This window comes from Inquilinus sp. 2KB_23 (assembly GCF_052115705.1).
Taxonomy (GTDB): domain Bacteria; phylum Pseudomonadota; class Alphaproteobacteria; order DSM-16000; family Inquilinaceae; genus Inquilinus; species Inquilinus ginsengisoli_A.
The window spans coordinates 272,658-298,039 of the sequence record NZ_JBFRHF010000003.1; the positions used below are offsets into that span (position 1 = coordinate 272,658).

General features: G+C 67.9%; 22 protein-coding genes. 8 read left to right on the forward strand and 14 right to left on the reverse strand.

What is annotated here, in order from left to right; genetic code table 11:
- Positions 1-3 precede the first annotated feature (3 nt).
- Both AB4112_RS05440 and AB4112_RS05445 read right to left on the reverse strand, forming a co-directional pair.
- Positions 4-372: a cupin domain-containing protein gene (locus tag AB4112_RS05440; RefSeq protein ID WP_309796083.1), complete on the reverse strand. Its 369-nt coding sequence runs from the start codon at positions 370-372 to the stop codon at positions 4-6.
- Positions 373-459: 87 nt separating this feature from the next.
- Positions 460-1,380, reverse strand: a complete 921-nt coding sequence (locus tag AB4112_RS05445; protein ID WP_309796085.1) for a LysR family transcriptional regulator — start codon at positions 1,378-1,380, stop codon at positions 460-462.
- A gap of 170 nt (positions 1,381-1,550) precedes the next feature.
- Between AB4112_RS05445 and AB4112_RS05450 the strand changes: the two genes are divergently transcribed.
- Complete coding sequence (locus tag AB4112_RS05450; protein ID WP_309796086.1) at positions 1,551-2,327, forward strand: dioxygenase family protein; 777 nt, start codon at positions 1,551-1,553, stop codon at positions 2,325-2,327.
- Between the two features lie 66 nt (positions 2,328-2,393).
- Here the strand turns inward: AB4112_RS05450 and AB4112_RS05455 are convergent, their stop codons facing one another.
- The 6 genes from AB4112_RS05455 to AB4112_RS05480 all read right to left on the reverse strand — a co-directional run bounded on the left by AB4112_RS05455 (position 2,394) and on the right by AB4112_RS05480 (position 7,289).
- Positions 2,394-3,329, reverse strand: a complete 936-nt coding sequence (locus AB4112_RS05455; protein ID WP_309796088.1) for an NmrA family NAD(P)-binding protein — start codon at positions 3,327-3,329, stop codon at positions 2,394-2,396.
- Positions 3,330-3,412: 83 nt separating this feature from the next.
- A complete protein-coding gene (locus tag AB4112_RS05460) occupies positions 3,413-4,363 on the reverse strand; it encodes an alpha/beta hydrolase (RefSeq protein WP_309796089.1) in 951 nt (316 codons plus the stop codon).
- Positions 4,360-5,370: a nitrilase-related carbon-nitrogen hydrolase gene (locus tag AB4112_RS05465; RefSeq protein WP_309796090.1), complete on the reverse strand. Its 1,011-nt coding sequence runs from the start codon at positions 5,368-5,370 to the stop codon at positions 4,360-4,362. The genes AB4112_RS05460 and AB4112_RS05465 overlap by 4 nt, the downstream gene beginning before the upstream one ends.
- Before the next feature lie 180 nt (positions 5,371-5,550).
- Complete coding sequence (locus AB4112_RS05470; RefSeq protein ID WP_309796092.1) at positions 5,551-5,925, reverse strand: hypothetical protein; 375 nt, start codon at positions 5,923-5,925, stop codon at positions 5,551-5,553.
- 42 nt (positions 5,926-5,967) lie between these two features.
- Complete coding sequence (locus tag AB4112_RS05475; RefSeq protein ID WP_309796094.1) at positions 5,968-6,420, reverse strand: hypothetical protein; 453 nt, start codon at positions 6,418-6,420, stop codon at positions 5,968-5,970.
- The gene (locus tag AB4112_RS05480; protein ID WP_309796096.1) at positions 6,417-7,289 is read right to left on the reverse strand and encodes an alpha/beta fold hydrolase; all 873 of its coding nucleotides are present in this window, start codon (positions 7,287-7,289) and stop codon (positions 6,417-6,419) included. The genes AB4112_RS05475 and AB4112_RS05480 overlap by 4 nt, the downstream gene beginning before the upstream one ends.
- Positions 7,290-7,689: 400 nt before the next feature.
- Here AB4112_RS05480 and AB4112_RS05485 point away from each other — a divergent pair, with 400 nt between their 5' ends.
- Positions 7,690-8,646, forward strand: a complete 957-nt coding sequence (locus AB4112_RS05485; RefSeq protein WP_309796098.1) for a GlxA family transcriptional regulator — start codon at positions 7,690-7,692, stop codon at positions 8,644-8,646.
- Between the two features lie 167 nt (positions 8,647-8,813).
- On the opposite strand, the gene AB4112_RS05490 is transcribed toward AB4112_RS05485, so the two are convergent.
- Complete coding sequence (locus AB4112_RS05490; RefSeq protein ID WP_309796100.1) at positions 8,814-9,275, reverse strand: peroxiredoxin; 462 nt, start codon at positions 9,273-9,275, stop codon at positions 8,814-8,816.
- 103 nt (positions 9,276-9,378) lie between these two features.
- Complete coding sequence (locus AB4112_RS05495; protein ID WP_309796101.1) at positions 9,379-12,366, reverse strand: bifunctional [glutamine synthetase] adenylyltransferase/[glutamine synthetase]-adenylyl-L-tyrosine phosphorylase; 2,988 nt, start codon at positions 12,364-12,366, stop codon at positions 9,379-9,381.
- Between the two features lie 80 nt (positions 12,367-12,446).
- On the opposite strand from AB4112_RS05495, the gene AB4112_RS05500 reads away from it, so the two are divergent.
- A complete protein-coding gene (locus AB4112_RS05500) occupies positions 12,447-15,647 on the forward strand; it encodes a YhdP family protein (protein WP_441717612.1) in 3,201 nt (1,066 codons plus the stop codon).
- Between the two features lie 4 nt (positions 15,648-15,651).
- Here the strand turns inward: AB4112_RS05500 and ggt are convergent, their stop codons facing one another.
- The 4 genes from ggt to AB4112_RS05520 form a co-directional block, all read right to left on the reverse strand.
- Complete coding sequence (gene ggt / locus AB4112_RS05505) at positions 15,652-17,415, reverse strand: gamma-glutamyltransferase (RefSeq protein ID WP_309796104.1); 1,764 nt, start codon at positions 17,413-17,415, stop codon at positions 15,652-15,654.
- A gap of 120 nt (positions 17,416-17,535) precedes the next feature.
- The gene (gene tyrS, locus AB4112_RS05510; protein WP_309796105.1) at positions 17,536-18,780 is read right to left on the reverse strand and encodes a tyrosine--tRNA ligase; all 1,245 of its coding nucleotides are present in this window, start codon (positions 18,778-18,780) and stop codon (positions 17,536-17,538) included.
- A 100-nt stretch (positions 18,781-18,880) separates the two neighbouring features.
- Positions 18,881-19,732 carry a class I SAM-dependent methyltransferase gene (locus tag AB4112_RS05515; protein ID WP_309796106.1) on the reverse strand — a complete coding sequence of 284 codons (852 nt, stop codon included), beginning with the start codon at positions 19,730-19,732 and terminating at the stop codon, positions 18,881-18,883.
- 49 nt (positions 19,733-19,781) lie between these two features.
- Positions 19,782-20,441 carry an alpha/beta hydrolase gene (locus AB4112_RS05520; RefSeq protein ID WP_309796107.1) on the reverse strand — a complete coding sequence of 220 codons (660 nt, stop codon included), beginning with the start codon at positions 20,439-20,441 and terminating at the stop codon, positions 19,782-19,784.
- Positions 20,442-20,819: 378 nt separating this feature from the next.
- On the opposite strand from AB4112_RS05520, the gene AB4112_RS05525 reads away from it, so the two are divergent.
- The 5 genes from AB4112_RS05525 (at position 20,820) to sufC (ending at position 25,378) form a co-directional block, all read left to right on the forward strand.
- A complete protein-coding gene (locus tag AB4112_RS05525; RefSeq protein ID WP_309796108.1) occupies positions 20,820-21,287 on the forward strand; it encodes an Rrf2 family transcriptional regulator in 468 nt (155 codons plus the stop codon).
- Positions 21,288-21,297: 10 nt separating this feature from the next.
- Complete coding sequence (locus tag AB4112_RS05530) at positions 21,298-22,395, forward strand: cysteine desulfurase family protein (RefSeq protein ID WP_441717615.1); 1,098 nt, start codon at positions 21,298-21,300, stop codon at positions 22,393-22,395.
- A gap of 85 nt (positions 22,396-22,480) precedes the next feature.
- A complete protein-coding gene (locus AB4112_RS05535; protein ID WP_309796110.1) occupies positions 22,481-22,807 on the forward strand; it encodes a ferredoxin family 2Fe-2S iron-sulfur cluster binding protein in 327 nt (108 codons plus the stop codon).
- A gap of 252 nt (positions 22,808-23,059) precedes the next feature.
- On the forward strand, positions 23,060-24,514 hold the full coding sequence (gene sufB, locus AB4112_RS05540) for a Fe-S cluster assembly protein SufB (protein WP_309796112.1): 1,455 nt from the start codon (positions 23,060-23,062) through the stop codon (positions 24,512-24,514).
- A 99-nt stretch (positions 24,515-24,613) separates the two neighbouring features.
- A complete protein-coding gene (gene sufC / locus AB4112_RS05545; RefSeq protein WP_309796113.1) occupies positions 24,614-25,378 on the forward strand; it encodes a Fe-S cluster assembly ATPase SufC in 765 nt (254 codons plus the stop codon).
- Positions 25,379-25,382: the final 4 nt, after the last annotated feature.

Genomic DNA, 25,382 nt, shown 5'->3' on the forward strand with positions numbered 1-25,382 from the left:
GGGTCAGCCCTTGCGCTCGTAGATGACATAGAGCTTCCGGGCGGCGGAGAGGTTCTGCCAGGTGCCTGTGAAACCGGCGGGGATGACGAAGCTGGCCCCGGCCTCGAAGCGGTGGCTGGCGCCGGCGGCGTCGGCCAGCACCACCGTGCCGGACAGCAGGTGGCAGAACTCCTCCTCGGTGTAGTTGATCCGCCAGGTGCCGACCGCGCCCTCCCAGATCCCGGCCGAGAACTGGCCGGTCGGGTCGTCGTAGAAGTTGCGCACCGTCTGCAGCGGGTCGCCGGCCAGCACCTTGGCGGCATCGGGCCGGTAGGTCGTGTCCTCGGACCGGGCGGCGGCGAAATCGACGATGTCGGCGGCGGTCTTGGTCATGCGGGCCTCGCCGGAGCCGGATATCCGGCTCCACTTCAAAGTGGAGAGCGCGATCGCGCTCTCGCGGAAGCCGCGAGACTGCCGGCTTCAATCGCCGCTGTCGAGCGGGGGCAAGGCCCAAGGCGGGTCGGCGAAGCGGTCGACCAGATAGTCGACGAAGCTGCGCACCTTGGCCGACAGCGTGCGGGCCGGCGGGTAGACCGCATAGACCGCGATATCCTGCTGGTGCCATTCCGGCAGGATCTGCACCACCCGGCCGGCGACGAGATCGGCCGCGGCAATGAAGTCGGGCTGCCGGGCGATGCCGTAGCCCTCGCGGATCGCGGCCTGGATGGCGTCGCCGTTGTTCACCTGCAGCCGGGTGCCGACCCGGACGCGGACCTCGCCCTCCGGCCCGTCGAACACCCATTCGTCGCGGTTGGCGCCATAGGCGTAGGCGATGCAGCGGTGCTGCGCCAATGCGGCCGGATGCGCCGGCGTGCCATGGGCCGCGAGGTAGGACGGCGCGGCGCACAGTAGCAGGCGGCACGGCGCCAAGCGGCGCGCGATCAGCGAGGAATCGGCCAACCGCCCGATCCGGATGGCTAGGTCGTTGCCGTCCTCCAGCAGGTCGACCACGCGATCGTTCAGGGTCAGGTCGACCGAGACCTCGGGATAGCGCTCGAGATAGCCGGTCAGGGCCGGGGCGACCTGCAGCACGCCGAAGCTCATCGGCGCGTTGACCCGCAGCAGGCCGCGCGGCCTGGCATGCAGCGCCGCGGCCTCCTCCTCGGCCTCCGTCACATCGGCGGTGATGCGCTGCGCCCGGTGGTAGAAGGCGGTGCCGGCCTCGGTCAGGCTGAGGCGGCGGGTGGTGCGGTTGAGCAGCCGGGTGCCGAGCCGGGCCTCGAGGTCGAGGATGGCGCGGCTGGCCTGGGCCCGGGACAGGCCGAGCTGCTCCGCCGCCGCCACGAAGCTGCCGGCGTCGGCGATGCGGACGAACAGGTCCATCGTGGCGAGGCGGTCCATGGGATTGTCACGCTAGCATCAACAATCTCTTGCTGCCATGCGGGATTGTTTGTTCTGGCGCAGCGATCAATATGTCGATCATCGCAGCCTCCACGCTGCCGCGCCCGATCGCGTAACCTCAGTCCAAGGGTGCCCGGCCCAGGCCGGCACCGTATGTCCGGAGCTCCATCATGACCACGATGCCCGCGCTCTTCGTCTCACACGGCTCGCCGATGCTGTCGGTGTCGGACGAGCCGGCAGGGCGGTTCTTCGACACGCTCGGCCCGACCCTGCCGCGGCCCGACGCCATCCTTATTGCCTCGGCGCATTTCGAGACCGAGGTGCCGACCCTGGGCGCCGCACCGCAGCCCGAGACGATCCACGACTTCCACGGCTTCCCGGAACAGCTGTACCGGATCCGCTACCCCGTGGCGGGCGCCCCCGGCCTGGCCCGGCTGGCGGCCGAACGCATCGCCGCGGCCGGCCTGCCGGTGGCGATCGACGACCGCCGTGGCATCGACCACGGCACCTGGGTGCCGCTGCGCCGGATGTATCCGGACGCCGACATCCCGGTCGCGACCCTGTCGATCCAGCCGCATCGCGATCCGGCGCATCACTACGCGGTCGGCCAGGCGCTGCGCGGCCTGCGCGACGAGGGCGTGATGGTGGTGGGCTCGGGGTCGCTGACCCACAACCTGCGGGCGCTGGACTGGCATGGCGGGCCGGACGCGCCGGTCTCGCCCTGGGCGCAGGCCTTCATCGACTGGGTGGCCGCGGCAGTGGCCGAGGGCCGCACCGAGGATCTGCTGAACTACCGCCGCCTGGCGCCGGAGGCGGTGAAGAACCACCCGGCGGACGAGCATTTCCTGCCGTTCTTCGTCGCCCTCGGCGCCGGCGACGGCTCCGGCACGCGCCTGCACGCCAGCGTCACCATGGGCGCGCTGGCGATGGACGCCTACGCGTTCTGAGGCCAGCCGTAGATTGGGTTCGCGCCCACGCAACCACGCTTGTCTGCGAAGTCTACGATGCCGAGCCTATTCCGTGCTTGAAGGCACGACCGGTGCGAACACATGTGCATTTTTCTGCACGAACGCCCGAACGCTTATCGGCGGCACGCCGGTCAGTCGCTCGACATCGTTGCTGAATCGATCGTACCGGTTGTCCTGATGTAGCTGGGCCATCGTCGCCACGTGAGCAACGACATGCGGCGGCATTCCGAAGGCGGCCAGTTGCCCCTTCATGACATCGAGCGGAACGTCGACATACGAGATCGTGCGGCCGAGCGCGGCCGAGAACTCGCGTGCGACCGCGTCCATGTCCTGCGAAACAGGCCCGGTTAGATGGTACGTCTGGCCGATATGCTCGGTGGGATCACTCAAGATCTCGGCGATCACTCGAGCCACATCGACTGCAGCGATGGCCGAGTTCTTCCCCATTCCAAAGGGCGCCGTAAGCTTGTCCTGCATGGAGACCGCTTTGGCGATCTGAAGGAATAGCCCCTCCATGAAAGCCGTTGGTCGAACTTCCACCACCGGCAGTCCGGACCAGGATAGTATCTGTTCTGCCAGCCAATGCTGCTTCTGTTGCGGGCTCGCAGTCGTATTGAAGATATCCATCTCCTTGACGGTCATCTGGGAGAGATTGACGAACGCTTTCACGCCGTGGTGCTTGGCAACAACTGCGACGTTGGCGGCCGCCTCGAGGTAGCCCGGTGAGACCGACATCACGAAGCAGAGACGTTCGCACCCCTCGATCGCCCGATGTACCGCCGTGAGGTCGAGCAGATCGCCAACCACGACCTCGGCACCCAGATCCCGCAACATGGCCGCGCGCTCGTCGTTCACACGAACCTGCGCCCGTACTCGGAACCCATGGGTGAGAAGGAGCTCCGTGACCATGCGTCCCACGGAGCCGATCCGGCCGGCAGCGCCGGTCACGAGGATCGGACGTTTATGCTCCACCTCGTTCATCTTCCACCTCGCTCAGAATGAATATGCATCGTCACGCCGCGACGACTGTCGTCCGTAGGTCGATCGGCAACTGCTTCACCCCGTCATCCTTTGAGGAAAGCGAGCAGGTCTGCATTCACCTGGTCGGCATGGGTGACGCACATGCCATGCGGAGCGCCGGCATATTCCTTCAGGCTCGCGTTCGGCAGGATCTTCACCGAACGCCGGGAGGCAATGTCGATAGGAACGATCTGATCATCATCGCCCTGCAGGAGCAGGGTCGGGATCGTCATCTTCCTGAGATCATCCGTGAAATCGGTCTCGGAGAAGGCCTTGATGCAATCATGCTCGCCTTGGAGGCTGCCCATCATGCCCTGAAGCCAGAAGGAGTCGACCTGGCCCTGCGAAACCTTCACGTTGGGACGGTTGTAGCCGAAGAATGGCATCGCCAGTTCCTTGAAGAACCCCGCCCGATCGGCGACCAGGCTCGACCGCAAGCCGTCGAACACGCTCATCGGCGCACTGTTTGGGTTCGTCGGCGTCTGCGCCATATGGGGAGGCACTGCGGAAATCAGGACTGCTTTCGACACACGCGATGTGCCGTGGCGGCCGATATAACGCGCGACCTCGCCTCCACCGGTCGAATGGCCGATCATCGTTGCGCCCTTGACGTCGAGCGTCTCGAGCAGCGTGGCGAGATCGTCGGCATAGGTGTCCATGTCGTTGCCGGTCCAGGTCTGGTCCGATCGACCATGGCTGCGTCGGTCATGGGCGATGACGCGGAAGCCGTGGCTCCCCAGAAACAGCATCTGGGCGTCCCAGGCGTCGGCGGTGAGCGGCCAGCCATGGGAGAAGGTTACGACCGGACCGGCGCCCCAGTCCTTGAAGTAGATATTCGCGCCGTCTTTCATTATCGCGGTCGTCATGGCTTTGATCCTTTGTGAGCGGATTGGTGGGCTGGCGACTTTCGTCGCGTCCGCAGGCGCCGCTTTCGGGAGGTCGAGCGCGGCGACGAGACCGCCGCCAGCGACAAGGAGATGCCGGCGTGAGGTCATGAGATTGCCGCCATTGCCGGACGCGATCCGGCCTCTTCCGGCCGATCGGCCCGGTCGAGGGATTCCAGCGCTGGATGCGCGCTGCGCTCATGGACATGGGACTTTGGCGTGCGGTCGATCAGCAGGCTGAGCAGTTCCGGACGGCTGTAGTGACCGCGCGAATCCATCAGGCGCTTGCGTTTGTCGATGGCCCGGAAATCGAGATCGGCGATGACCTCGCCTTCGCCCGATCGCAGTGGCGCGCCCATCAATGCGCCCTCTGGCGAGACGATCGCCGTGAAGCAGCCGCTGGTGATGGGCTCAATGCTGCAGCCGGTGTCCTTCATGATCTGGGCTTGCTGCTCGGCGTCCAGCCAGGCGGTCGCACAGACCACGAAACACCCGGCCTCCAATGCGTGCTGGCGGATATTGACCGAGATCTGTTCGGAGAAGCCGTCGCCGGCGAACGACCCGGGATACATGGCCGAGTGAATTTGTTCGCCGTCCGCCATCAAGGCATAGCGGGCCAGCGGGTTGTAGTGTTCCCAGCAGGCCAGTTGACCGATGCGCCCAACGGCGCTGTCGACACAGCGCAGGCCGGAGCCATCGCCTTGACCCCAGACCATGCGTTCATGATAGGTCGGGGAGATCTTGCGGCGGTGCTGAATGAGCGTGCCGTCGGCATCGAACAGGAGTTGCGCATTGTAGATCGTGCCGCCATCGCGCTCGTTGACGCCGATGGAGACGACCATGCCAGCTTGCTTGGCGGCCTCGGCGATCGCGCGGGTAGCGTCGGACGGCACGGTCACCGCCTGATCGAGCAACTTGTAGTGTTCCGCGCCCATCAAATAAGGCGCTTCGACGAAGGAAAAATAGGGATAGTAGGGAACGACCGTTTCCGGGAAGGTCGCGAACTGGACACCTTGGCGCCCAAGCTCGAGGATCTTCTTGACGACTTTGCCGACTGTGCCCTCGCGACTGTAGAGAACGGGACTGAGCTGCACGGCTGCGGCTTTGACAACAGGCATCGCGGCGGGTCCTTATTGGCGGGTTGTTGATGTCGTCGTCGCTCCGCCGCGACATGGTTCCGCCGGGTCCCGAATTGCGGTTCGAGATCGGTTGACGATCGAGCAGTCACGAAGTTGACGAAGGCGATCCCGATGGAGCCTGGAGCGCTGCCAGGCTTCCAACGAGGCCCGCGGATCACATCACGAGCGGGGCGGCTCACCGATGAGCATGGCGAGCGGGGCGAGCGGCCCGAGAGCGATCAGCTCGAATTCCATCATGCCGGCCACGCCGAGAGGAAGCTTCTCCAGGAGTTCGTGGGCCTCTGCGGTGCTGGTGGCGTTCACGATGAAGACGACGCCGTAGCCCTCGGTCTGGAAGAACCACTGCTCGATCTTTCCGGCGAGATGGTTGCGAACCGTCGCGCGGACTTCGTGGGGCAGGACCGGCGCGATCGCCTCGGGCGTGCCCTTGGCCGTGACCGAGCCGATCGCCAGGATCTTGGTCGTCGGAACGACGACGGCGGCAAGTGCGGGCAGTATCTCGGCATGAACGCGCGGATTCTTGTTGTTGGGCATTTTGCTAATTCCTTTTGATAGATTGGTCTGGAACGCCGCGAACTACTTCGCAGGCTCGGCTAAAAGCACGCGAAGCGGCGCGATCGGGCCGAGCGGGATGATCTGGAATTCCATCAGACCCGCCTGGCCGAAGGGAAACTTGCCAAGAAGCTCCAGAGCCTCGTTTGGGTCGGTGACGTTCATCATGAACACCACGCCGCTCTGGTCCTGTTTGAGGTACCACTGGTCGATTTTCCCAGCGAGATAGAGCCGTACCGTGTCGCGCACTTCGGCGGGGAGGAGCGGCTTCCATTGCTCCGGCGTCCCCTTGGCCGTGAAGGTGCCGATCGCCAACAGTTTGGTTGTCGGAACGTCGAGGCCCGAGGATGGCGGCGCCGACTGAGCGAACGAAGCGGCCGGCCCGATCGCTGCGAGCACCGCAACGAGGACGCCGATGCAGGCGAGCCTACTCAAGCGGGTCGCGTTCACAGCGAACTTGTCGAGGACGCGGCTCATGACAGCATCGCCTTCGCCACTTGCGCGGGCTCGTCGGCCTGCAGCCAATGGCCTGCCGGGATGACGGTGAGGGACGCATTCTTGAGCTGAGACTGGCGCCGCTCGGCCATGGCGGCGGGGAAGTAAGGATCGAACTGTCCCCAGATCAGTTTGACCGGAATATCCAACGCCTTGAGCGCCGTCAGATGCTGGGCGTTTCTGGCATGTTCATCGAAGAATTCCGCGGCCAACTGTACGAAGGCAGGCCCGGCGCCAGGTTGGACGATGAAGTTGTCGCTGATCAGCGAACCGATGAACGCGCTGAAATGGGGCTTTTGCGCCTCGGGCAAAGCGTCCAGGAATTTCTTCTGCTGCCATCTCAGCAGCCAGCCAAACTGTTCGGGGCTCTGGGCGATCGCCATGGCCAGGGGCTGGATGCTCCGGGTCGCAAAGAGCGTGATCATCTCTGGCCAAAGAAAAGTGGAGTCCTCGCTATAGGCCGAGTTGAGCATGATCGCGGAGTCGACGGCCTCCGGATGCGTGAGCGCGTAGTTGAGAGTCGCCATACCGGAGGAATCGTGAGCGACCGGGACGATCTTCCCCAGGCCTAGACTCTCTACGACCGCTTCAAGGTCACCCAGTTGCTGATTGAAACTGTACGCAGCGGCGGCGGGTTTGTCGGAGGCGCCGAAGCCCAGAAAATCGAACGTCACAACGCGACGTCCGCTCGCGACCAAGTGCGGGATCAGGTCATCCCAGATATGCAGGTTGTCGGGGAAGCCGTGCATAAGCACAAAAGCCGGCCCGGTGCCGGCATAGTCTCTAGCGTAGACGCGTCCCTCGCCTCGCGGAATACGGTGCTCGGTGAATGCGATGTGATCAGAAGACATGCATCATCCTTTCTTCCTCGCGGAAGAGTTGAGGTAGGCGTTTGATTGGCCGCTGGTGCCGCAACACGATCCGCCTCCAGAGAGGTCCAGGAATAGCCGTGCCCGGCGAGCACTCGGCAGCTTGGCCATAGCACTCGAGTTGATGGCGGCCGAACAGACGCTTCCTTTATTACTCAGAAGATGAGCAACAACCTGGTTAGGCAGAACGAGATCTGTGTGTTGCTTATGTATTAGCGATTTTGGCGGGATCAGCGTAGGTCGTTCTTGCCACCATTCGTGACATGGATCGGCACGAGCCTAACGAAGCTGGCTCGCGAGCGCCGAGCGGCTGTTTCCGAACACACCTCGTGGATGGCATTAATTTCGGGTAGCATATGAATTTCGGACACTAGGAGTGAATATGCATCGGGTCGGTTTCATCGTGCCGCGCGGATTCCAGTTGATGAGCCTAGCGGCGCTGACGGCGTTCGAGATCGTGAACCTGCCCCCGGCTGACCAGCGCTACGACATCCATTTGCTGTCTGAACATGGCGGTCCAGTTCGGTCTTCCTCGGGAATGATGCTGGAAACCGAGGCATTCGGAGATCCCGCCTTCGACACCGTCATCGTGGGTTCGATCACCGAGATGGAAATGCCGCCCTCAGATGCGAGCGTGATCGCGTTCGTCCGAGAAGCCGCCAAGGCCTCCAGGCGGACAGCCTCCATCTGCAGCGGCGCATTTGTGCTTGCTGAGGCGGGCCTTCTGAATGGCCGGCGCGCGACGATGCACTGGGCCCATGCAGCGAGCTTCAGGATCCGGTTTCCCGACGTCAAAACGGAAGAGGACCGGATCTTCATCAACGATGGCCCGATCTGGACCTCGGCTGGCATGACCGCGGGGATCGACCTCGTTCTGGCGCTGATCGACAACGATCTTGGTCCCGAAACCGCAAAGATGGTCGCCAAGCTTCTGGTCATGAACCAGCGTCGGATGGGCGGACAAAAACAGCATTCCGCACTCCTTGATATGACGCCGAAATCCGATCGCATCGAATTGGTCCTGGCGCATATTCGTCAAAATCTCCGGAACCCGCTCACGATCGAGGAGCTTGCGGACGTCGCCAACCTCAGTCCCCGCCAGTTCAGCCGCGCCTTTCTGGCCGAGACGGGCCAGTCCCCGGCTAAGGCCGTCGAGCAACTTCGGCTGGAGGCGGCCAGGTTCATGATTGAAGAAGGGCGGCACACGGTTAACGTCGTCGCGCAGGAGACGGGTTTTGCCGACCGCGAACGCATGCGTCGAGCGTTCCTCCGGACCTTCGGTGTGCCTGCCGAGATGCTGCGCAGGAACGCGCGACGGGAGGCGGTGGCGGCGGCCTGACTTTGGGCCTTGGCCACGACCTTCCGTTAAGATTGGCATCTGCGGAGCGCATTCCCCTTGTGGATTGGCTGCCGGCAACCGATTAAGCAGCAAGCTTGGGAATTGGCTGTTCGACCAATCGCAAGAACCGGGTGTTGCGAGCCCGCGAACCCAACCTCGCGGGGGACCTAACCCTTCGCGGCGGCCAGCACCGCCTCGACATGGCCCGGCACCCGGACGCCGCGCCACAGGCCGCGCACGACGCCGGTTTCGTCGACCAGGACGGTCGATCGGTCGATGCCCATGTACTTCCGGCCATACATCGACTTCTCGACCCAGGCGCCGTAGCGCTCGACCGTGTCGTCGTCCTTGGCCGAGGCCAGGGTGAAGGTCAGGCTGTACTTCGCCGCGAACTTGTTCAGCGCCGGCACCGGATCCTTCGAGATGCCGATGATCTCGGCATCGACGCCGCTGAATTCCGGCAGCGCGTCGTTGAAGCCGCAGGCCTCCTTGGTGCAGCCCGAAGTGTCCGCCTTCGGGTAGAAGTAGACGATCACCTTCCGGCCCTTGAGGGCCGAGAGCGAGACCGTCCCGCCGCCGGCCTTGGGCAGGGTGAAGTCGGGGGCGGGCTCGCCGATCTCGACAGTCATTCGGATGTCTCCACACGCGGTTCGCTGCGCTCTGACCTAGGACGCCGGCCGTCATTCGGCAAGCCCGTCGATACGACGAGGCCGGCTGACCTCAGCATGCTGCCTACGCCTTCGCCGGCTCGTCCCGGGGCGGCGGGGGCGGGCCGATCACCCGGTCGAAGATGGCCATGACCGCCGCGGCCTGCTCCTGCATGCCGGCCACGGCGGCGTCGAGGTCCTCGGGCGGCGCCGTGCGGTTCTCGCCGATGGCGCGCAGCAGGCCCTGGATCATGGCGTGCGAAGCGTCGGCCGGGTCGAACTTGTCCTCCACCGCGAAGCGCAGGAACGCCTGCAGCCGCTGCCAGGTCGCCAGCGCCCGCTGCAGCACCTCGGCCTCGTCGGGCGGCAGCAGCCCGGCGGCGGCGATGCGGCGCAGCGCCTCGGCCGTGGCCTGGTGCAGGATGTCGGGATGCTCGGCGGCGTGCAGCAGCTGCAGGTGCTGGGCGATGAACTCGATATCGACCAGCCCGCCGCGGAAATGCTTGATGTTCCAGATGTCCGCCGTGTCGCGCTGGCGGGCCATCCGGCCGCGCATCTCGGCGATGTCGCGGCGCAGCGTGTCGGGGTCGCGCTTCATGCACAGCACGGCCCGGACCTCGGCCTCGATCCGCCGGCGCAGCGGCTCCGGCGCCAGGATCACCCGGGCCCGGGTCAGGGCCATGTGCTCCCAGGTCCAGGCCTCCCCCTGCTGATAGGCGGTGAAGGCGTCAAGGCTGGTCGCCAGCGGCCCGGAATTGCCGGAGGGGCGCAGCCGCATGTCGACCTCGAACAGGGCTCCCTGCGCCGTGGGCGCCGTGATCGCCGACACCAGCCGCTGGATCAGCCGGGTGTAGTAGACCATCGGGCCGATCGGCTTGTCGCCGTCCGACACCTGATCCGCCCCCGCGTCATGGATCATGATCAGGTCGAGGTCGGAGCGGATGGTCATCTCGCGCCCGCCGAGCTTGCCGAGGGCGAGGAGGGCGATGCCGCCATCCGGGAACCGGCCGTGCCGGCGCGCGAACTCCGCCTCCACCCGGGGCGTCAGCGCCCGCAGCGCCACCTCGGTGACGTCGGACAGGAAGGCGGCGCAGGACGGCGTCTCCGACAGCCGCCGCAGGATGTGGACCGCGGCGCGGAAGCGTTGGTCGTTGGTCCAGCGCCGCAGTACGTCGAGCGAATCCTCGAAGTCGCGCGCCGTCGCCAGCTCGCTGCCCAGCCGCTCCTCCAGCCGGTCCTGCTCCGGCAGGGTGGTGAAGAAGCCCGGCGCCAGCACCGCCTCCAGCTGGCCGGCATGGGTCGTCAGATAATCGGCTATCCGGCCGCCAAATCCGAGTATATCTATAAGGAGATCAAGGAGCTCTGGGTTGATGTTAAACAAGGAGAAGAGCTGGACGCCGGCCGGCAGCCGGCCCAGGAAGCCATCCAGCCGCTGCAGCGTGGCGTCGGCGTCGGCGGTGGCGCCGACGATCGCCAGCAGCCGGGGCAGCAGGCTGTTGATCAGTGTCCGCGCCCGGTCGCTGCGCAGCGCCCGGTAGCGGCCGTGCAGCCAGCCGCGGACGATGGCGATCGCCTCGGGCGGGCGGGCGAAGCCCAGCCGCTGCAGCGTCTCGACCGTGCCCGGGTGGTCGTCGGCGCCGGCGAAGACCAGGGCGACGCTGCCCTCGGGCGGCCGCTCCTCCTGGAACAGCTCGGCGTAGCGGCCCTCGACCAGGCGCAGCGTGTCGGTCAGGACGGTGCGGAAACCGGCGGGGTCGGGGAAGCCCAGGAACCGCGCCAGCGCGTCGACCTCGGCCGGGTTCTCCGACAGCGCATGAGTCTGGCGGTCGTCGACCATCTGGATGCGGTGCTCGACCCGGCGCAGGAAGCGGTAGCACTCGGCCAGGCTGGCGGCGGTGGCCCGGTCCACCCGGCCGGCCTCGGCCAGCGCCGTCAGCCCGGCGATGGTGCCGCGCAGCCGCAGCTTCGGCTCGCGGCCGCCGAAGATCAGCTGCTGCATCTGGACGAAGAACTCGATCTCGCGGATGCCGCCGCGGCCCAGCTTCAGGTCATGGCCCTCGATGGCGACGACGCCGTGGCCGTGATGGCTGTGGATCTGGCGCTTGATCGCATGGATGTCCTGGATCGCCGCGAAGTCCAGGTTGCGGCGCCAGACGAAGGGCGTCAGGAAGTCGAGGAAGGCGTCGCCGGCCGTCTTGTCGCCCGCCACCGGCCGGGCCTTGATCATCGCCGCCCGCTCCCAGCTCTGCGCCAGGCTGGTGTAGTAGGTCTCGGCCGCCTCCAGCGACACCGCCGGCGGCGTCGCGCCGGGGTCGGGGCGCAGCCGCAGGTCGGTGCGGAAGACATAGCCGTCGACCGTCCGCTCCTCCATGATCCGCACCATCTCGCGCACCAGCCGGGTGAAGGTCTGGCCGAGGTCGTCGGGCCGGTCGGTCGGCACCTTGTCGCGGTCGTAGAAGATGATCAGGTCGATGTCGCTGGAGTAGTTCAGCTCGCGCGCGCCGAGCTTGCCCATGCCCAGCACGATCAGCCCGGACGCGTCGGGCGTGGCCACGGCCTCGGGCCGCAGCAGGCCACGCCCCACGGCGCGGGCCAGCAGGTGCGAGATCGCGAGGTCCAGGGTGGTGTCGGCGAGGTCGGACAGGGCGGCGGTCACCCGCTCCAGCGGCCACTGGCTGCCGATGTCGGCCAGGGCGATCAGCAGCGCGGTGCGGCGCTTGGCCAGGCGGAACGCCGCCATCAGCCGGGCGGTGTCGGTCTCGGCGGCCAGCTCGGCGCGCAAAGTCGCCAGCTCGGCGGCGACGGCCGCGTCGGGACCTTCCGCCAGGAAGCGTCGGATCGTCGCGGGCGTCTTCAGCACCAGCTCGGTGAGGTAGGGGCTGCCGCCGAACACCGCCTCCAGCAGGGCGTGGCCGCCGGGGTCGGAGGGCAGCGCCACGGCAAATTCGCGAAGCTCGGGATCGGATTGCTCGGCCGCGCGTTCAACCCAACGTTCGAGCCCGCGCCGGGCGCGGTCGGGGTCGCCCGCGCGGGGCCAGACGGCATCGGGCCAGGCGACATCAAGACGTGGCATCGAGCTTTCCAAGTGCCTAAGGTGCGGGCGCAGCATCGGGTGCCTGCGGGTACTGGTCAAGCAGGGGTGAAACGTTCGGGATGAGGGCGCTGAAGATCCTGGCGGAGATCGTCGGTCTGGCGGTCGCCGGCTTCGCGCTCGCCGCTGTCGCCCTGGCGTGGCGGCTGTCGTCCGGGCCGCTGGAGATCGGCGGCCTGACGCCGTATGTCGAACAGGCGATCTCCGACCAGAACGCCACCACTGAGCTGGGCAGTCTTTCGCTGCGCTGGGACGGGTTCCAGCGGCCGCTGGTGCTGACCGCCACCAATGTCCGGGTGCGCCAGAAGGACGGGACGGCGATCGCCATCATCCCGGAGATCTCGGCCGACCTCAGCTTGCCCCGGCTGGCGCGCGGCGAGGTGGCCCCGCTGCGGCTGGACATGATCCGGCCGCATCTGCGGGTGGTCCGCACCGCCGAGGGCGATTTCAGCTTCGGCCTGGACAGCGCGGCACAGGCGAATCCCCAGGGGCCGCCGACGGATCCGGTCGCGCCGCCGCCAGCCGGGCCGCCGACGCGGGATGTGGTCAAGGACCTGCTGGCGGCTCTCGACGCCCGGCTCGACAGCGGCACCAGCCCGATCGCGTCGCTGCGGCGGCTGACGGTGGTCGACGGCAGCGTCAGCATCGACGACCGCATGCTCGGCCAGACCTGGTATGCGCCGAAGGCCGCCGCCGACCTCAGCCGGACGGCGACCGGCGTCGACGGCAGGGCCTCGCTCACCGTGGTGTCCGCCGGCGGGGCCTCGGATTTCTCGGGCGAGATCCACTATGTCCGCGCCCGGCGGAGCGGTCGGGCGGCGATCGGCTTCACCAACGTGACCCCGGCGTCGCTGACCCGGATCTCGCCGGTGCTGGCGCCGCTGGAGGCGATCCAGAGCCCGGTGTCGGGCCGGCTCGACGTCGATTTCGATTCCCGGTTCCAGCCGACCACCGGCCGGTTCTCGCTGACCAGCATCAATACCCGGCTGATGCTGCCGCCTTTGTGGACCGCGCCGTTCAGCGCCGCCCGGGCCAGCCTGTCGGGGTCGGTCGACCTGCCGAAGCGGCGCCTGGTGCTGGACGACTTCACCATCGATCTCGGCGGGCCCAGGATATCCCTGTCCGGCCAGGTCGATGCGCCACAGGACACGATCGAGGTGGCGATCGTCGGCACGGTCGCCAGCCTGCCGGTCGACCTGCTGGACAGCCTGTGGCCGCCCGGCGTGCCCAGCGGCGCCCGAGACTGGATCACCACCAACCTCCGCGACGGCATGATCGACCGGACCGAGTTCAGCCTGCAGGCGCGCGCGCCGCTGGCCGATCCCGCCAATGCGGCGCTGGTGTCGCTGGACGGCACCCTGCAGGCGCGCGGGCTGACGGTGAACTACTTCAACGGCCTGCCGAAGATCACCGGCCTCAACGCCGCGGGCAGCTTCAACCAGTCGCTGCTGCGCATCGCCACCGCCGGCGGGGGGATCGGCGACATCGCGTTGAAGCCTGCCGACATCACCATCACCGGCCTAGACCAGCACGACCAGGTGATCGAGATCGACGCCCCGATCGAAGGGCCGGTGAAGTCGGTGATGGGGGTGCTCGACGTGCCGCGGCTCGGCTACGCCAAGAAGGTGGGCCTGGATCCCGACCGCATGTCGGGGCGGGTGGCCGCCCGGCTGCGCTTCGGCTTCTCGCTGCTCGCCGACCTGACCTTCGAGCAGATCCGGCTCGCGGCCGACGGCGACCTGACCGATGTCGGCGTGACCGCCGTCAAGCCCGGCTACGACGTGAGCGGCGGCAACGCCAAGCTCGCGCTCGACAAGGCCGGGATGACGCTCGACGGCCGGGCGCAGGTCAACACGGTGCCGGTCGCGTTCACCTGGCACGAAGCTTTCGACGATTCCCCCGTCGACACCAAGGTCTCCGCCAAGGTGACGCTCGACCCGGCCGCCCGCGCGGCCCTGCACCTGCCGGAGATCCAGATGATCGGCGGCACCGTGGTCGCCGATCTCGACCTGGCGATGGGCGGCAGCACCGGCACGCTCGACGCCAAGCTCGACCTTACCGATGCGCGGATCTCGCTCGACCCGATCGGCTGGACCAAGCCGCCCGGGGGCAAGGCGAACGCGGCGGTGACGCTGTCCCTGGCCGGGGCGCGCGTCGCCAAGGTGTCGCAGTTCAGCGTCTCCGGCGGCGATATCGCGCTCTCCGGCAGCGCCGATTTCGCGCGCGACGGGTCCCTGGCGCAGCTCAACATCGGCTCGCTGCAGCAGGGGCAGACCCAGGTGAAGGGCCAGGTCGAGGTGCTGGGGCCGGACAGCTACCGCCTGGCGCTCGACGGCCCGCGCCTTGACGTCTCCGGCCTGTTGGGCCAGCGCCGCAGCGCCGGCGCGCAGGACGCCGCCGCCGCTGACGGTGCCCCCGGGCCGCAGATCGACGCCACCTTCGCGGTCGGCGAACTGGTCTTCGGCAAGGACCGGTCGCTCAAGTCGGTGCGCGGCCGGGCGATCGGGCGCACCACCAACCTGCAGGACGTGACGCTGGCGGCGCTGCTGCCGGGCGGTAAGCCGGTCGACCTGCGGCTGACGCCGCAGCAGGGGCAGCCGGACCGCCAGATCGTGACCCTGCGCGGCGAGGATGCGGGCGAGGCGCTGCGCGTGCTCGACATCGCCGACAACATCTCCGGCGGCAGCCTGCTGGCGACCGGCACGCGGAACGGCACGACCGGGGCGATCGACGGCCAGCTCGACGCCCGCGGCTTCGTGCTGCGCGACGCGCCGGGGGTGGCGCGGCTGCTGGCGGCGACCTCGCCCTCGGGCATCCAGGACCTGTTCGGCACCAGCGGGCTGACCTTCAACCGGCTCGAGGCCGACTTCACCTATGCGGCCACCCAGCGGCGGGTGACGCTGAAGCAGGGTCGCGGTGCCGGCGGCGACCTCGGCCTGGCCTTCGACGGCATCCTCGACCTGAAGGCCGAGACCATCGACCTGGCCGGCACCATCGTGCCGATCTACCACATCAACAGCGTGATCGGCTCGATCCCGCTGCTTGGCGACATCCTGACCGGCGGCGGGGGCGGCGGGCTGTTCGCCTTCACCTACACCATCCGCGGCTCCTTCGCCGACCCATCGGTTTCGGTCAATCCGCTCTCGGTACTGGCGCCGGGCTTCCTGCGGCGCCTGTTCTTCGAGGAGACGCCGTCGGATGGCGGGGCGCCGGCGCCGACACCACGCCGGCCGCCACCGCGGCCGCCCGTCAGCGACCGATGACGGCCTATTCCCCCACCGCCAGCCCCGCCGGCCGGCGGTCGTCATTGGCGCCGTAGACGAAGCCGGGCCTCATCTTGCCGCCGAGGGTGGAATCATTGCCGGAGGAGGCGGCGCCCGTGGCAACCGGCAGCGGCAGGGCGATCAGCTCGGCCGCGCCCCAGGGCGTCTGCTCGGTGACCTTGTAGCCCATCTCGCCCAGCAGCTTCACCGTGTCGGGCGACAGCGCATAGGGTTCGGCGAAGACCTCGTCCGGCAGCCACTGGTGGTGGATGCGCGGCGCATTCACCGCCTCCTGCGGCTGCATGCCGTAGTCGATGATGTTCAGTGCCGCCTGCAGCGTGATGGTGATGATGCGCGCCCCGCCCGGGCTGCCCAGCACCAGCACGACGTGGCCGTCCTTGGTCACCAGTGTCGGGGCCATCGACGACAGCGGCCGCTTGCCCGGCGCGATCGAATTGGCCTCGCCCTGCACCAGGCCGAACAGGTTCGGCACGCCCGGCTTGACCGTGAAGTCGTCCATCTCGTCGTTCAGCAGGAAGCCGGTGCCGGGCGCGATCACCCCGGCGCCGAACAGGCCGTTGATGGTGTAGGTGACCGACACCGCGTTGCCGTCCTTGTCGACCACGGAGTAGTGGGTGGTCTCGGTCTTCTCATGCGGCGCGATGCCGGGCTGGACGTCCTTCGACGGCGTCGCCTTGTCGGGCTGGATCCGGGCCCGGATCTGGGCCGCGTAGTCCTTGCTCAGCAGCCGGTCGAGCGGGTTGGTCACGAAGGCCGGGTCGCCGAGATAGGTGTTGCGGTCCATGTAGGCGTGGCGCATCGCCTCGACCATCAGGTGCACGCTGGCCGCCGAATGGTAGCCCAGCGCCTTCATGTCGTAGCCTTCCAGGATGTTCAGGATCTCGCACATCGTGGTGCCGCCGGAGGAGGGCGGCGGCGAGGACACGAAGACGTAGCCGCGGTAGGAGCAGGTGACCGGATCCGTCTCCGTCACCTTGTAGTCGGCGAGGTCCTGGGCGGTCATGATGCCGCCATTGGCCTTCATCGCCGCCGCGACCTTCTCGGCGATCGGGCCCTTGTAGAAGGCGTCCGGCCCGCCCTTGGCGATCGCCTCCAGCGTGTCGGCGAGCTCGGGCTGCACCAGCCGGTCGCCGGGCTGCAGGGCGGAGCCGTCGGGCTTGAAGTAGATCTTCGCCGCCACCGGGTCCTTCTTCAGCAGGGCGGCGCCGGCATCGATGATGTCGGTGTCGCCGCGGGTCAGGATGAAGCCTTCGCGCGCCAGCCTGATCGCCGGCGCCATCACGGTCTCGCGCGGCAGGGTGCCGTATTTCGCCAGGGCGCTGTCGAGGCCCAGCACGCTGCCCGGCACGCCGGCGGCGAGATAGCCGTAGAGGCTGGCGCCCTTGACCGGGTTGCCGGCGGCGTCGAGATACATCGCCTTGGTCGCGGCGGCCGGCGCCATCTCGCGGAAGTTGATGAAGGTGTCGCGGTTCTCTTTGGCCAGGTGGATGACCATGAAGCCGCCACCGCCGATATTGGCGCAGCAGGTGTTGGTCACCGCCTGGGCGAAGCCGGTGGCGACCGCGGCGTCGATGGCGTTGCCGCCGGCGCGCAGGATCTCGGCCCCGGCGTCGGAGGCGAGGTGCTGCGACGACACCACCATGCCGTCCGGCGCCTCGACCGCGGGGCGGGACGCGGCCTGCGCCCCGGTTGCGGAACCGAGGCCACATGCTGCCACGGCCAGCGCCGCCGCCACCTGTCGGATCATCGCATCGCTCCCTGTCGTGACGCGCTAGGGCGGATGTCCCTGCGCGCCGCAAGCTCTCTGAGGAAAGCGATGCTGCCCCGTTCGCGGGGTCGCCGCAACGGCCGTGCGGCAGCCCCTACGTCAGGCCGGCCGCACCAGCACGTGCTTCTTGCGGCCGGCGGACAGCTTGACCACGCCGTCGGCGCCGATCTCGCCGCTGCCGATCGTCTGCTCCGGGTCGGCGATGGCGGCGTCGTTGACGCGGCCGCCGCCGCCCTGGATCAGCCGCCGCGCCTCGCCGTTCGAGGTGGCGAGCCCGACTCGTGCGAACAGGCGGAAGGCCGCGATGCCGGCCTCCAGCTCGCCGCGCGGGATGTCGACCGACGGCAGGCCTTCGGCCGACACGCCCTGCTCGAAGGCCTGGCGCGCGGTCTCGGCCGCCGCCGCGGCCTTGTCGCGGCCATGCACCAGCGCGGTCGCCTCGGTGGCCAGGATCTTCTTGGCCTCGTTGATCTCGGCTCCATCAAGCGCCGCCAGCCGGTCGATCTCGTCCAGCGGCAGCTCGGTGAACAGCTTGAGGAAGCGGCCGACATCGGCGTCCTCGGTGTTCCGCCAGTACTGCCAGTAGTCGTAGACCGGCAGCCGGTCCTCGTTCAGCCACACGGCGCCGGCCGCGGTCTTGCCCATCTTGGCGCCGGACGAGGTGGTCAGCAGCGGCGAGGTCAGGCCGTAGACCTCACGCCCGGCAATGCGCCGGGTCAGGTCGATGCCGTTGACGATGTTGCCCCACTGGTCCGACCCGCCCATCTGCAGCACGCAGTCGTGGCGGCGCGCCAGCTCGAGGAAGTCGTAGCCCTGCAGGATCATGTAGTTGAATTCGAGGAAGGTCAGCGGCTGCTCGCGGTCGAGCCGCAGCTTCACCGAATCGAAGCTCAGCATCCGGTTGATGGTGAAGTGCCGGCCGATCTCGCGCAGGAACGGGATGTAGGCCAGTTCATCCAGCCAATCGGCGTTGTTGGCCATGATCGCGCCGTGGTCGAAATCCAGCAGCTTGGCGAACACGGTTCGCAGCGAGGCGATGTTGCTGTCGATCGTGGCGTTGTCGAGCAGGGGCCGGGCGTCGTCTCGGAAGGTCGGGTCGCCGATCTTGGTGGTGCCGCCGCCCATCAGCGCGATCGGCCGGCCGCCCGTCTTCTGCAGCCAGCGCAGCATCATGATCTGGACCAGGCTGCCGACATGCAGGCTGGTCGCCGTGGCGTCGAAGCCGATATAGCCCGTGACCGACCCCTTCGCCGCCAGGGCGTCGAGGCCCTCGGCATCCGTCATCTGGTGGATGAAGCCGCGCGCCTGGAGGGTGCGCAGGAAGTCGGAGCGGAATCCGGTCATGATCGTCGGCTGTCGGTCGGAGGATCGGGACAAGGGCTGTAGCACGTCCGCCGCCCGTGCCTCAAACCGAACTTCCCCTCGGGGAGGAGCGGCCGGGGCCTCAGGCCGTGGCGGTGACGATCCAGGCGGCGGCGTCCAGCAGCACGCCGTCGACGGTTTCATGCGGCGCCAGGGCCTCGCGCACCGCGACGGCGACGATATCGCGCTTGTCCTGATGCTCGCGCAGCATGGCGCCGACCGGGCCGCTGCGCAGCACCAGGGCCAGCGTCTGGTCGAGGTCGCCGACGCCGCATTTGGTGTCGAAGCGCGTGGCGGCGATGGTCGAGAAGCCGGCGCGGCTGAGGATGGTGCGGATCCGGTCCGGGTCGGCGAAGGCAAAGGCGCCCGGGGCCCCCGGCTCCGGCCGGGGCGGGGCCGGCAGGTGGCGCAGCGCCGCGTTCATCGACACGGTGGCCCAGGCGTTCTCGGCCAGGGTGCGCCAGCAGACGAAGGCCAGACGGCCGCCCGGCTTCAGCGCCTTGTGCAGGTTGGTGAAGGCGGCGACCGGGTCGCCGAAGAACATCACCCCGAAGCGCGAGAACAGCCCGTCGAAGGCGGCGGTCCCGAGATCGGCGGTCTGGGCGTCGGCTTCCCGGAACTCGACATTGGCCGAGCCGGCCTGCGCCGCGCGGCGCCGGGCGAGGCCGAGCATGGGGACCGAGATGTCGACGCCGAGCACCTTGCCCGCGGCGCCCACCAGCTGGCCCAGCTCCAGCGTGCTGCCGCCGCTGCCGCAGCCGATGTCGAGCAGGGCTTCGCCGGCGGCGGGGGCCAGCGCATCCACGGTGCGCCGGCTGAACGGCGCGGTCATGCGGTCGAGCTGGGCCTGCATCTCGACCCAGACCGGCCCGCCGCTCTCGTTCCAATAGGCGATCTGGTCGGCGTTCGGGGTTGCGGCGTCGCTCGTCGGCATGCGGCTTCTCCTCTGCCCGGTCTGTGGTGGCCCCGCCTGCAGCCCGGCGTCAGCCGCCGTTCTGCGGCGTCAGCTTCACCGATTTGGTCAGGTAGTCGTCGATATGGGCCAGCAGCTGGTCGCCATGCATGGTGAAGAAGTGATTGGCCCCCGGGATGATCCGGTAGTCGATCTTGATGTCTTTCTGCAGCGACAGCTTGTTCACCAGCTTCTGGACCGATTCATGGGGGACGACGTCATCCTTGTCGCCCTGGACGACCAGCCCGGAGGACGGGCAGGGGGCCAGGAAGGTGAAGTCGTACTTGTTCGCCGGCGGCGAGATCGAGATGAAGCCGTCGATCTCCGGCCGGCGCATCAGCAGCTGCATGCCGATCCAGGCGCCGAAGGAGAAGCCGCCAACCCAGCAGGCCTCGGCATTCGGGTTCAGCGCCTGCAGCCAGTCCAGCGCCGACGCGGCATCCGACAGCTCGCCCTCGCCACGGTCATGCACGCCCTGGCTGCGGCCGACGCCGCGGAAGTTGAAGCGCAGGACGGTGAATTCATGCTTCTTGAAGGTCTGGTACAGCGTGTGCACGACCTTGTTGAACATCGTCCCGCCGCCCAGCGGGTCGGGGTGCAGCAGCAGGGCGATCGGCGCGTTGGTGCGCTTGCTCGGGGTGTAGCGGCCTTCGAGGCGGCCTTCGGATCCGTTGAAGATGACGTCCGGCATCGACCGTTAAGCTCCTCGAGGTTGCGACGGTGCGGGCCGGATCATCGGCCGTAAATTTCGCGGTGCACCGGGTGGCGCGTTGGGGCGGCTTTCTTGACCATCGGGTTTGGATGTCTATATCTAAGCGGTCATTCACCCTGCCACGTCGTGGACCGTGACGGCCACCGCCGTCCACGCGATCCACGCGAAATGTTCGTATACCATCGGGACGGCCTGAGTGTTCAAGCGTCTTGGCGATGATTGGGACATACCTGTCCGGCACGGGCGGATGATCATGGCGCGGATTGCGCATCCGGCGGTCGGGTGCGGCGGTCATCCGGGCCATGGCTGCGTGAAGCATGGTCCGACGGGCAGGTCGGGCTATTGGGGGCGCGGAACATGCGTTTGAGCACCAAGGGACGCTACGCCGTCATGGCGATGGTCGACCTGGCGCGGCACGGTGCGGACGGTCCGGTGGCGCTTGCCGACATCGCCCTCCGCCAGGAAATCTCATTGCCCTATCTCGAGCAGCTGTTCGCCAAGCTGCGACGCAGCGGCCTGATCCGCAGCGTGCGCGGGCCCGGCGGCGGCTATCTGCTGGCCCGGCCCTGCAGCAGCATGCGGATCTCCGACATCATCGTCGCGGTCGACGAGCCGATCCAGGCGACGCGCTGCGAGAAGCACAGCCCGCTCGGCTGCCACAGCGACAAGAGCCGCTGCCTGACCCATGATTTATGGGAGGAGCTGGGCAACCAGATCCACCTCTATCTCTCCTCGATTACGGTCGAGGATGTGGTCAACCGCCGGGTGCTCGGCTCCAGCCATCTCTTTTCCGCCGGCCAGCACGTGACCGCCGCCGCCGAGTGAGGCGCGTGCCGTGACCCCCGTCTATCTCGACCACAACGCCACCGCGCCGCTGCGGCCCGAGGCGCGGGCGGCGATGCTCGCGGCGCTGGACGGCACCGGCAACCCGTCCTCGGTGCATCGCCACGGCCGCGACGCGCGGCGCATCGCCGAGGCCGGGCGGTCGCAGGTCGCGGCCCTGGCCGGCGTCAAGCCGGCCCAGGTGGTGTTCACCGGCAGCGCCACCGAGGCCAACGCCCTGGCGCTGACCGGCCTCGGCCGCCGCCGCATCCTGGTCTCGGCGGTCGAGCATGACAGCGTGCTGGCCTGGGCGACCGAACGGATCCCGGTCGATGGCGACGGCCGGGTCGATCTCGACGCGCTCGACCGCATTCTGGCGGCGGAGTCCGGGCCGGCGATCCTCTCGATCATGGCGGTCAACAACGAGACCGGCGTGATCCAGCCGGTGGCCGAGGCCGCGGCGATCGCCCGCCGTCATGGCGCGCTGGTGCATTGCGACGCGGTCCAGGCCGCCGGGCGCATCGCGCTGCCGGCGGTGGGGGCGGAGGTCGACGCGCTCAGCCTGTCCGCCCACAAGCTGGGCGGACCGCAGGGCATCGGCGCGCTGGTGCTGCGCGACGGGTTGCCGCTGGCGCCGCTGCTGCGCGGCGGGGCCCAGGAAGGCCGCCGCCGTGCCGGCACCGAGAATGTCGCCGGCATCGCCGGCTTCGGCGCCGCCGCGTTCGTCGTGGCCGGGCTGGCCGACCAAGCCGGGATCGCGGCGCTGCGGGCGGATCTGGAAGAGCGCCTCACAGCCGCCGGCGGCGTCGTGCTGGGGGCGGGCGCCCCGCGTGTCGCCAACACCAGCTGCGTCGCCATGCCCGGAGTCGCCGCCGAGACCCAGGTCGCGGCGCTCGACCTCGCCGGCGTCGCGGTCAGCTCCGGCTCGGCCTGCAGCTCCGGCAAGGTCCGCCGCAGCCACGTGCTTGAGGCGATGGGCCTGGCCGCCGACCTCGCCGACGGCGCGATCCGGATCAGCCTGGGGCCGAGCACGGATGCGGCGGCGATCGACCGCTGCGTCGCTGCCTGGACCGATCTCGCCGCCCGCCGGCGGGGACGTGCGGTGGCGTGACACGGCCGACATGAATTTTCGCCGATTGCCGGCGGTTTGCGGCTTGCGGTAAAGACCACGCTTTTGGAGCAGGAGCAGGGCGGTCATGCCCAGGATCATCTTCATCGAGCCCGACGGCAACCGCCGCGAGATCGACGCCCCGGCCGGGCTGTCGATCATGGAGATCGCGCACAAATACGACGTCGATCTCGAAGGCGCCTGCGAGGGCTCGCTGGCCTGCTCGACCTGCCATGTCATCGTCGAGCCCGACTGGTACGCGCGGCTGCAGCCGGCGCGGGAGGATGAGGAGGACATGCTCGACCTCGCCTTCGGCCTGACCAAGACCTCGCGGCTGGGCTGCCAGATCATCATGACCGATGCGCTGGACGGGCTGACGGTGCGGCTGCCCGCCGGCACCAACAACCTGATGTGATGTCGAGGCTTTTGGTCATGGGCGGGTCGCATGCCCGCCTTGGCGGAGGCGCAGCTGAGAACGACTCTCGCGGTCGGGTTTTCGCTGGCATTCGCCGCTGGAACGCCTATCTATTGGCGTGAGGTGGATGGCGGCACGGGCCTGTCCTGGAGCATTCCGGCGGGCCAGCCACATCGGATTACCCGACTAGCCCGGTTGGTTAATCGGCCCCGTGAGTTAGTCGGTTTGGGTTCAGGCGTTGAGGAGTGAGGCATGGCGGCGGTCCAGGAGACGGTCCGACAGGTCGAAGAGATCACGAACACCCGCTACAAGCACGGCTTCATCTCGGACATCGAGATGGAAACGGCGCCGAAGGGCTTGAGCGAGGACACCGTTCGCTTCATCTCCGCCAAGAAGAACGAACCCGAGTGGCTGCTCGAGTGGCGGCTGCGCGCCTTCCGGCTGTGGCTGACCATGGAGGAGCCGCATTGGGCGAAGATCGGCCACCCGCCGATCGACTATCAGGCGGCCTACTACTACGCCGCGCCGAAGAAGAAGCCGCAGCTGGGCAGCCTGGACGAGGTCGATCCCGACATCCTGGCCGTCTATGAGAGGCTGGGCATCCCGCTGCGCGAGCAGGAGAAGCTGGCCGGCGTCGCGGTCGACGCGGTGTTCGACAGCGTCTCGGTGGCCACCACCTTCAAGGACCAGCTCGAGAAGGTCGGCGTCATCTTCTGCTCGATCTCCGAGGCGGTGCAGAAATACCCCGAGCTGGTGCGCCAGTATCTCGGCTCGGTGGTGCCCTATTCCGACAACTACTTCGCCACCCTGAATTCGGCCGTCTTCACCGACGGGTCCTTCGTCTACATCCCCAAGGGCGTGCGCTGCCCGATGGAGCTGTCGACCTATTTCCGCATCAATGCGGAGAATACGGGCCAGTTCGAGCGCACCCTGATCATCGCCGCCGAGGGCAGCTACGTCTCCTACCTCGAAGGCTGCACCGCGCCGCAGCGCGACGAGAATCAGCTGCACGCCGCGGTGGTCGAGCTGGTGACGCTCGACGACGCCGAGATCAAGTACTCCACCGTCCAGAACTGGTATCCGGGCGACGAGGAGGGCAAAGGCGGCATCTACAATTTCGTGACCAAGCGCGCCGCCTGCCGCGGCCGCAACTCCAAGGTCAGCTGGACCCAGGTCGAGACCGGGTCGGCCATCACCTGGAAGTATCCGAGCTGCATCCTGCAGGGCGACAATTCGGTCGGCGAGTTCTACTCGGTGGCGATCACCAACAACCGCCAGCAGGCCGACACCGGCACCAAGATGATCCATATCGGGAAGAACACGACGTCCCGGATCATCTCCAAGGGCATCTCGGCGGGCAAGTCGGACAATACCTATCGCGGCCTGGTGCGGATCCTGCCGGGCGCCGAGGGCGCGCGCAACTTCACCCAGTGCGACAGCCTGCTGATCGGCGACACCTGCGGCGCCCACACCGTGCCCTATATCGAAAGCCGCAACCCGACGGCGCAGGTCGAGCACGAGGCGACGACCAGCAAGGTCAGCGACGACGTGCTGTTCTACTGCCGCCAGCGCGGCATCGGCACGGAAGAGGCGCTGGGCCTGATCGTCAACGGCTTCTGCCGCGAAGTGCTGCAGGCCCTGCCGATGGAGTTCGCGGTCGAGGCCCAGAAGCTGGTCGGCATCAGCCTGGAAGGTTCGGTCGGCTGACCACGCGCCGCGGCGATGCGGCATTTGCAGAAAGACGCTGCGTTCGCGCGGCCCGGTTGAGTTGAGGAAAGCCGCCGTGAGGCGGCGAGGGAAAGCGGAATGCTCGAGATCAAGGACCTGCACGTCTCCGTCGATGGCAAGGAGATCCTCAAGGGGGTCTCGCTGACGGTGAACAAAGGTGAGATCCACGCGATCATGGGGCCGAATGGCTCCGGCAAGTCGACGCTCAGCTACGTCATCGCCGGGCGCGACGGCTATGAGGTCACCGGCGGGTCGATCACCTTCGAAGGGCAGGACCTGCTGGCGCTGGAGCCGGAGGAGCGGTCGCGCGCCGGCGTTTTCCTGGCGTTCCAGTACCCGCTCGAGGTCGCCGGCGTCGGCACCGTCACCTTCCTGCGCACCGCCTACAACGCCCATCGCAAGCATCGCGGCGAGCCCGAGCTGGATCCGATGCAGTTCACCAAGCTGCTGCGCGAGAAGGCCAAGGGCCTGGGCATCGAGACCGACATGCTGAAGCGGTCGGTCAATGTCGGCTTCTCCGGCGGCGAGAAGAAGCGCAACGAGGCGCTGCAGATGGCGATCCTGGAGCCGACCTTCGCCGTGCTCGACGAGACCGACAGCGGCCTCGACATCGATGCGCTGAAGGTGGTGGCCGAGAGCGTCAACCGACTGCGGTCGCCCGAGCGCGCGGCGCTGGTGATCACCCATTACCAGCGGCTGCTCAGCCACATCATCCCCGACCATGTCCATGTCCTGGCCGATGGCCGGATCGTCCGGTCCGGCGGCAAGGAGTTGGCGCTGGAGCTCGAGGAAAAGGGCTATGCCAACGTCGTTCCGGACGGTGCCGTCCCGGTCGGCGCGTGAGCCG

Coding starts and splice junctions, on each gene's coding strand:
- AB4112_RS05465 (WP_309796090.1), bottom strand. CDS start 5,370: ATGCCTGTTGTCAAAGCCGCAGCCGTGCAGCTCAGTCCCGTTCTCTAC.
- AB4112_RS05480 (WP_309796096.1), bottom strand. CDS start 7,289: ATGTCTTCTGATCACATCGCATTCACCGAGCACCGTATTCCGCGAGGC.
- AB4112_RS05520 (WP_309796107.1), bottom strand. CDS start 20,441: ATGCCGGACGTCATCTTCAACGGATCCGAAGGCCGCCTCGAAGGCCGC.
- AB4112_RS05455 (WP_309796088.1), bottom strand. CDS start 3,329: ATGAACGAGGTGGAGCATAAACGTCCGATCCTCGTGACCGGCGCTGCC.
- tyrS (WP_309796105.1), bottom strand. CDS start 18,780: ATGACCGGATTCCGCTCCGACTTCCTGCGCACCCTCCAGGCGCGCGGC.
- AB4112_RS05445 (WP_309796085.1), bottom strand. CDS start 1,380: ATGGACCGCCTCGCCACGATGGACCTGTTCGTCCGCATCGCCGACGCC.
- AB4112_RS05515 (WP_309796106.1), bottom strand. CDS start 19,732: ATGCCGACGAGCGACGCCGCAACCCCGAACGCCGACCAGATCGCCTAT.
- AB4112_RS05500 (WP_441717612.1), top strand. CDS start 12,447: ATGAGGGCGCTGAAGATCCTGGCGGAGATCGTCGGTCTGGCGGTCGCC.
- AB4112_RS05440 (WP_309796083.1), bottom strand. CDS start 372: ATGACCAAGACCGCCGCCGACATCGTCGATTTCGCCGCCGCCCGGTCC.
- AB4112_RS05460 (WP_309796089.1), bottom strand. CDS start 4,363: ATGACCTCACGCCGGCATCTCCTTGTCGCTGGCGGCGGTCTCGTCGCC.
- AB4112_RS05450 (WP_309796086.1), top strand. CDS start 1,551: ATGACCACGATGCCCGCGCTCTTCGTCTCACACGGCTCGCCGATGCTG.
- AB4112_RS05490 (WP_309796100.1), bottom strand. CDS start 9,275: ATGACTGTCGAGATCGGCGAGCCCGCCCCCGACTTCACCCTGCCCAAG.
- sufC (WP_309796113.1), top strand. CDS start 24,614: ATGCTCGAGATCAAGGACCTGCACGTCTCCGTCGATGGCAAGGAGATC.
- AB4112_RS05470 (WP_309796092.1), bottom strand. CDS start 5,925: ATGCCCAACAACAAGAATCCGCGCGTTCATGCCGAGATACTGCCCGCA.
- AB4112_RS05475 (WP_309796094.1), bottom strand. CDS start 6,420: ATGAGCCGCGTCCTCGACAAGTTCGCTGTGAACGCGACCCGCTTGAGT.
- AB4112_RS05535 (WP_309796110.1), top strand. CDS start 22,481: ATGCCCAGGATCATCTTCATCGAGCCCGACGGCAACCGCCGCGAGATC.
- AB4112_RS05485 (WP_309796098.1), top strand. CDS start 7,690: ATGCATCGGGTCGGTTTCATCGTGCCGCGCGGATTCCAGTTGATGAGC.
- AB4112_RS05495 (WP_309796101.1), bottom strand. CDS start 12,366: ATGCCACGTCTTGATGTCGCCTGGCCCGATGCCGTCTGGCCCCGCGCG.
- ggt (WP_309796104.1), bottom strand. CDS start 17,415: ATGATCCGACAGGTGGCGGCGGCGCTGGCCGTGGCAGCATGTGGCCTC.
- AB4112_RS05525 (WP_309796108.1), top strand. CDS start 20,820: ATGCGTTTGAGCACCAAGGGACGCTACGCCGTCATGGCGATGGTCGAC.
- sufB (WP_309796112.1), top strand. CDS start 23,060: ATGGCGGCGGTCCAGGAGACGGTCCGACAGGTCGAAGAGATCACGAAC.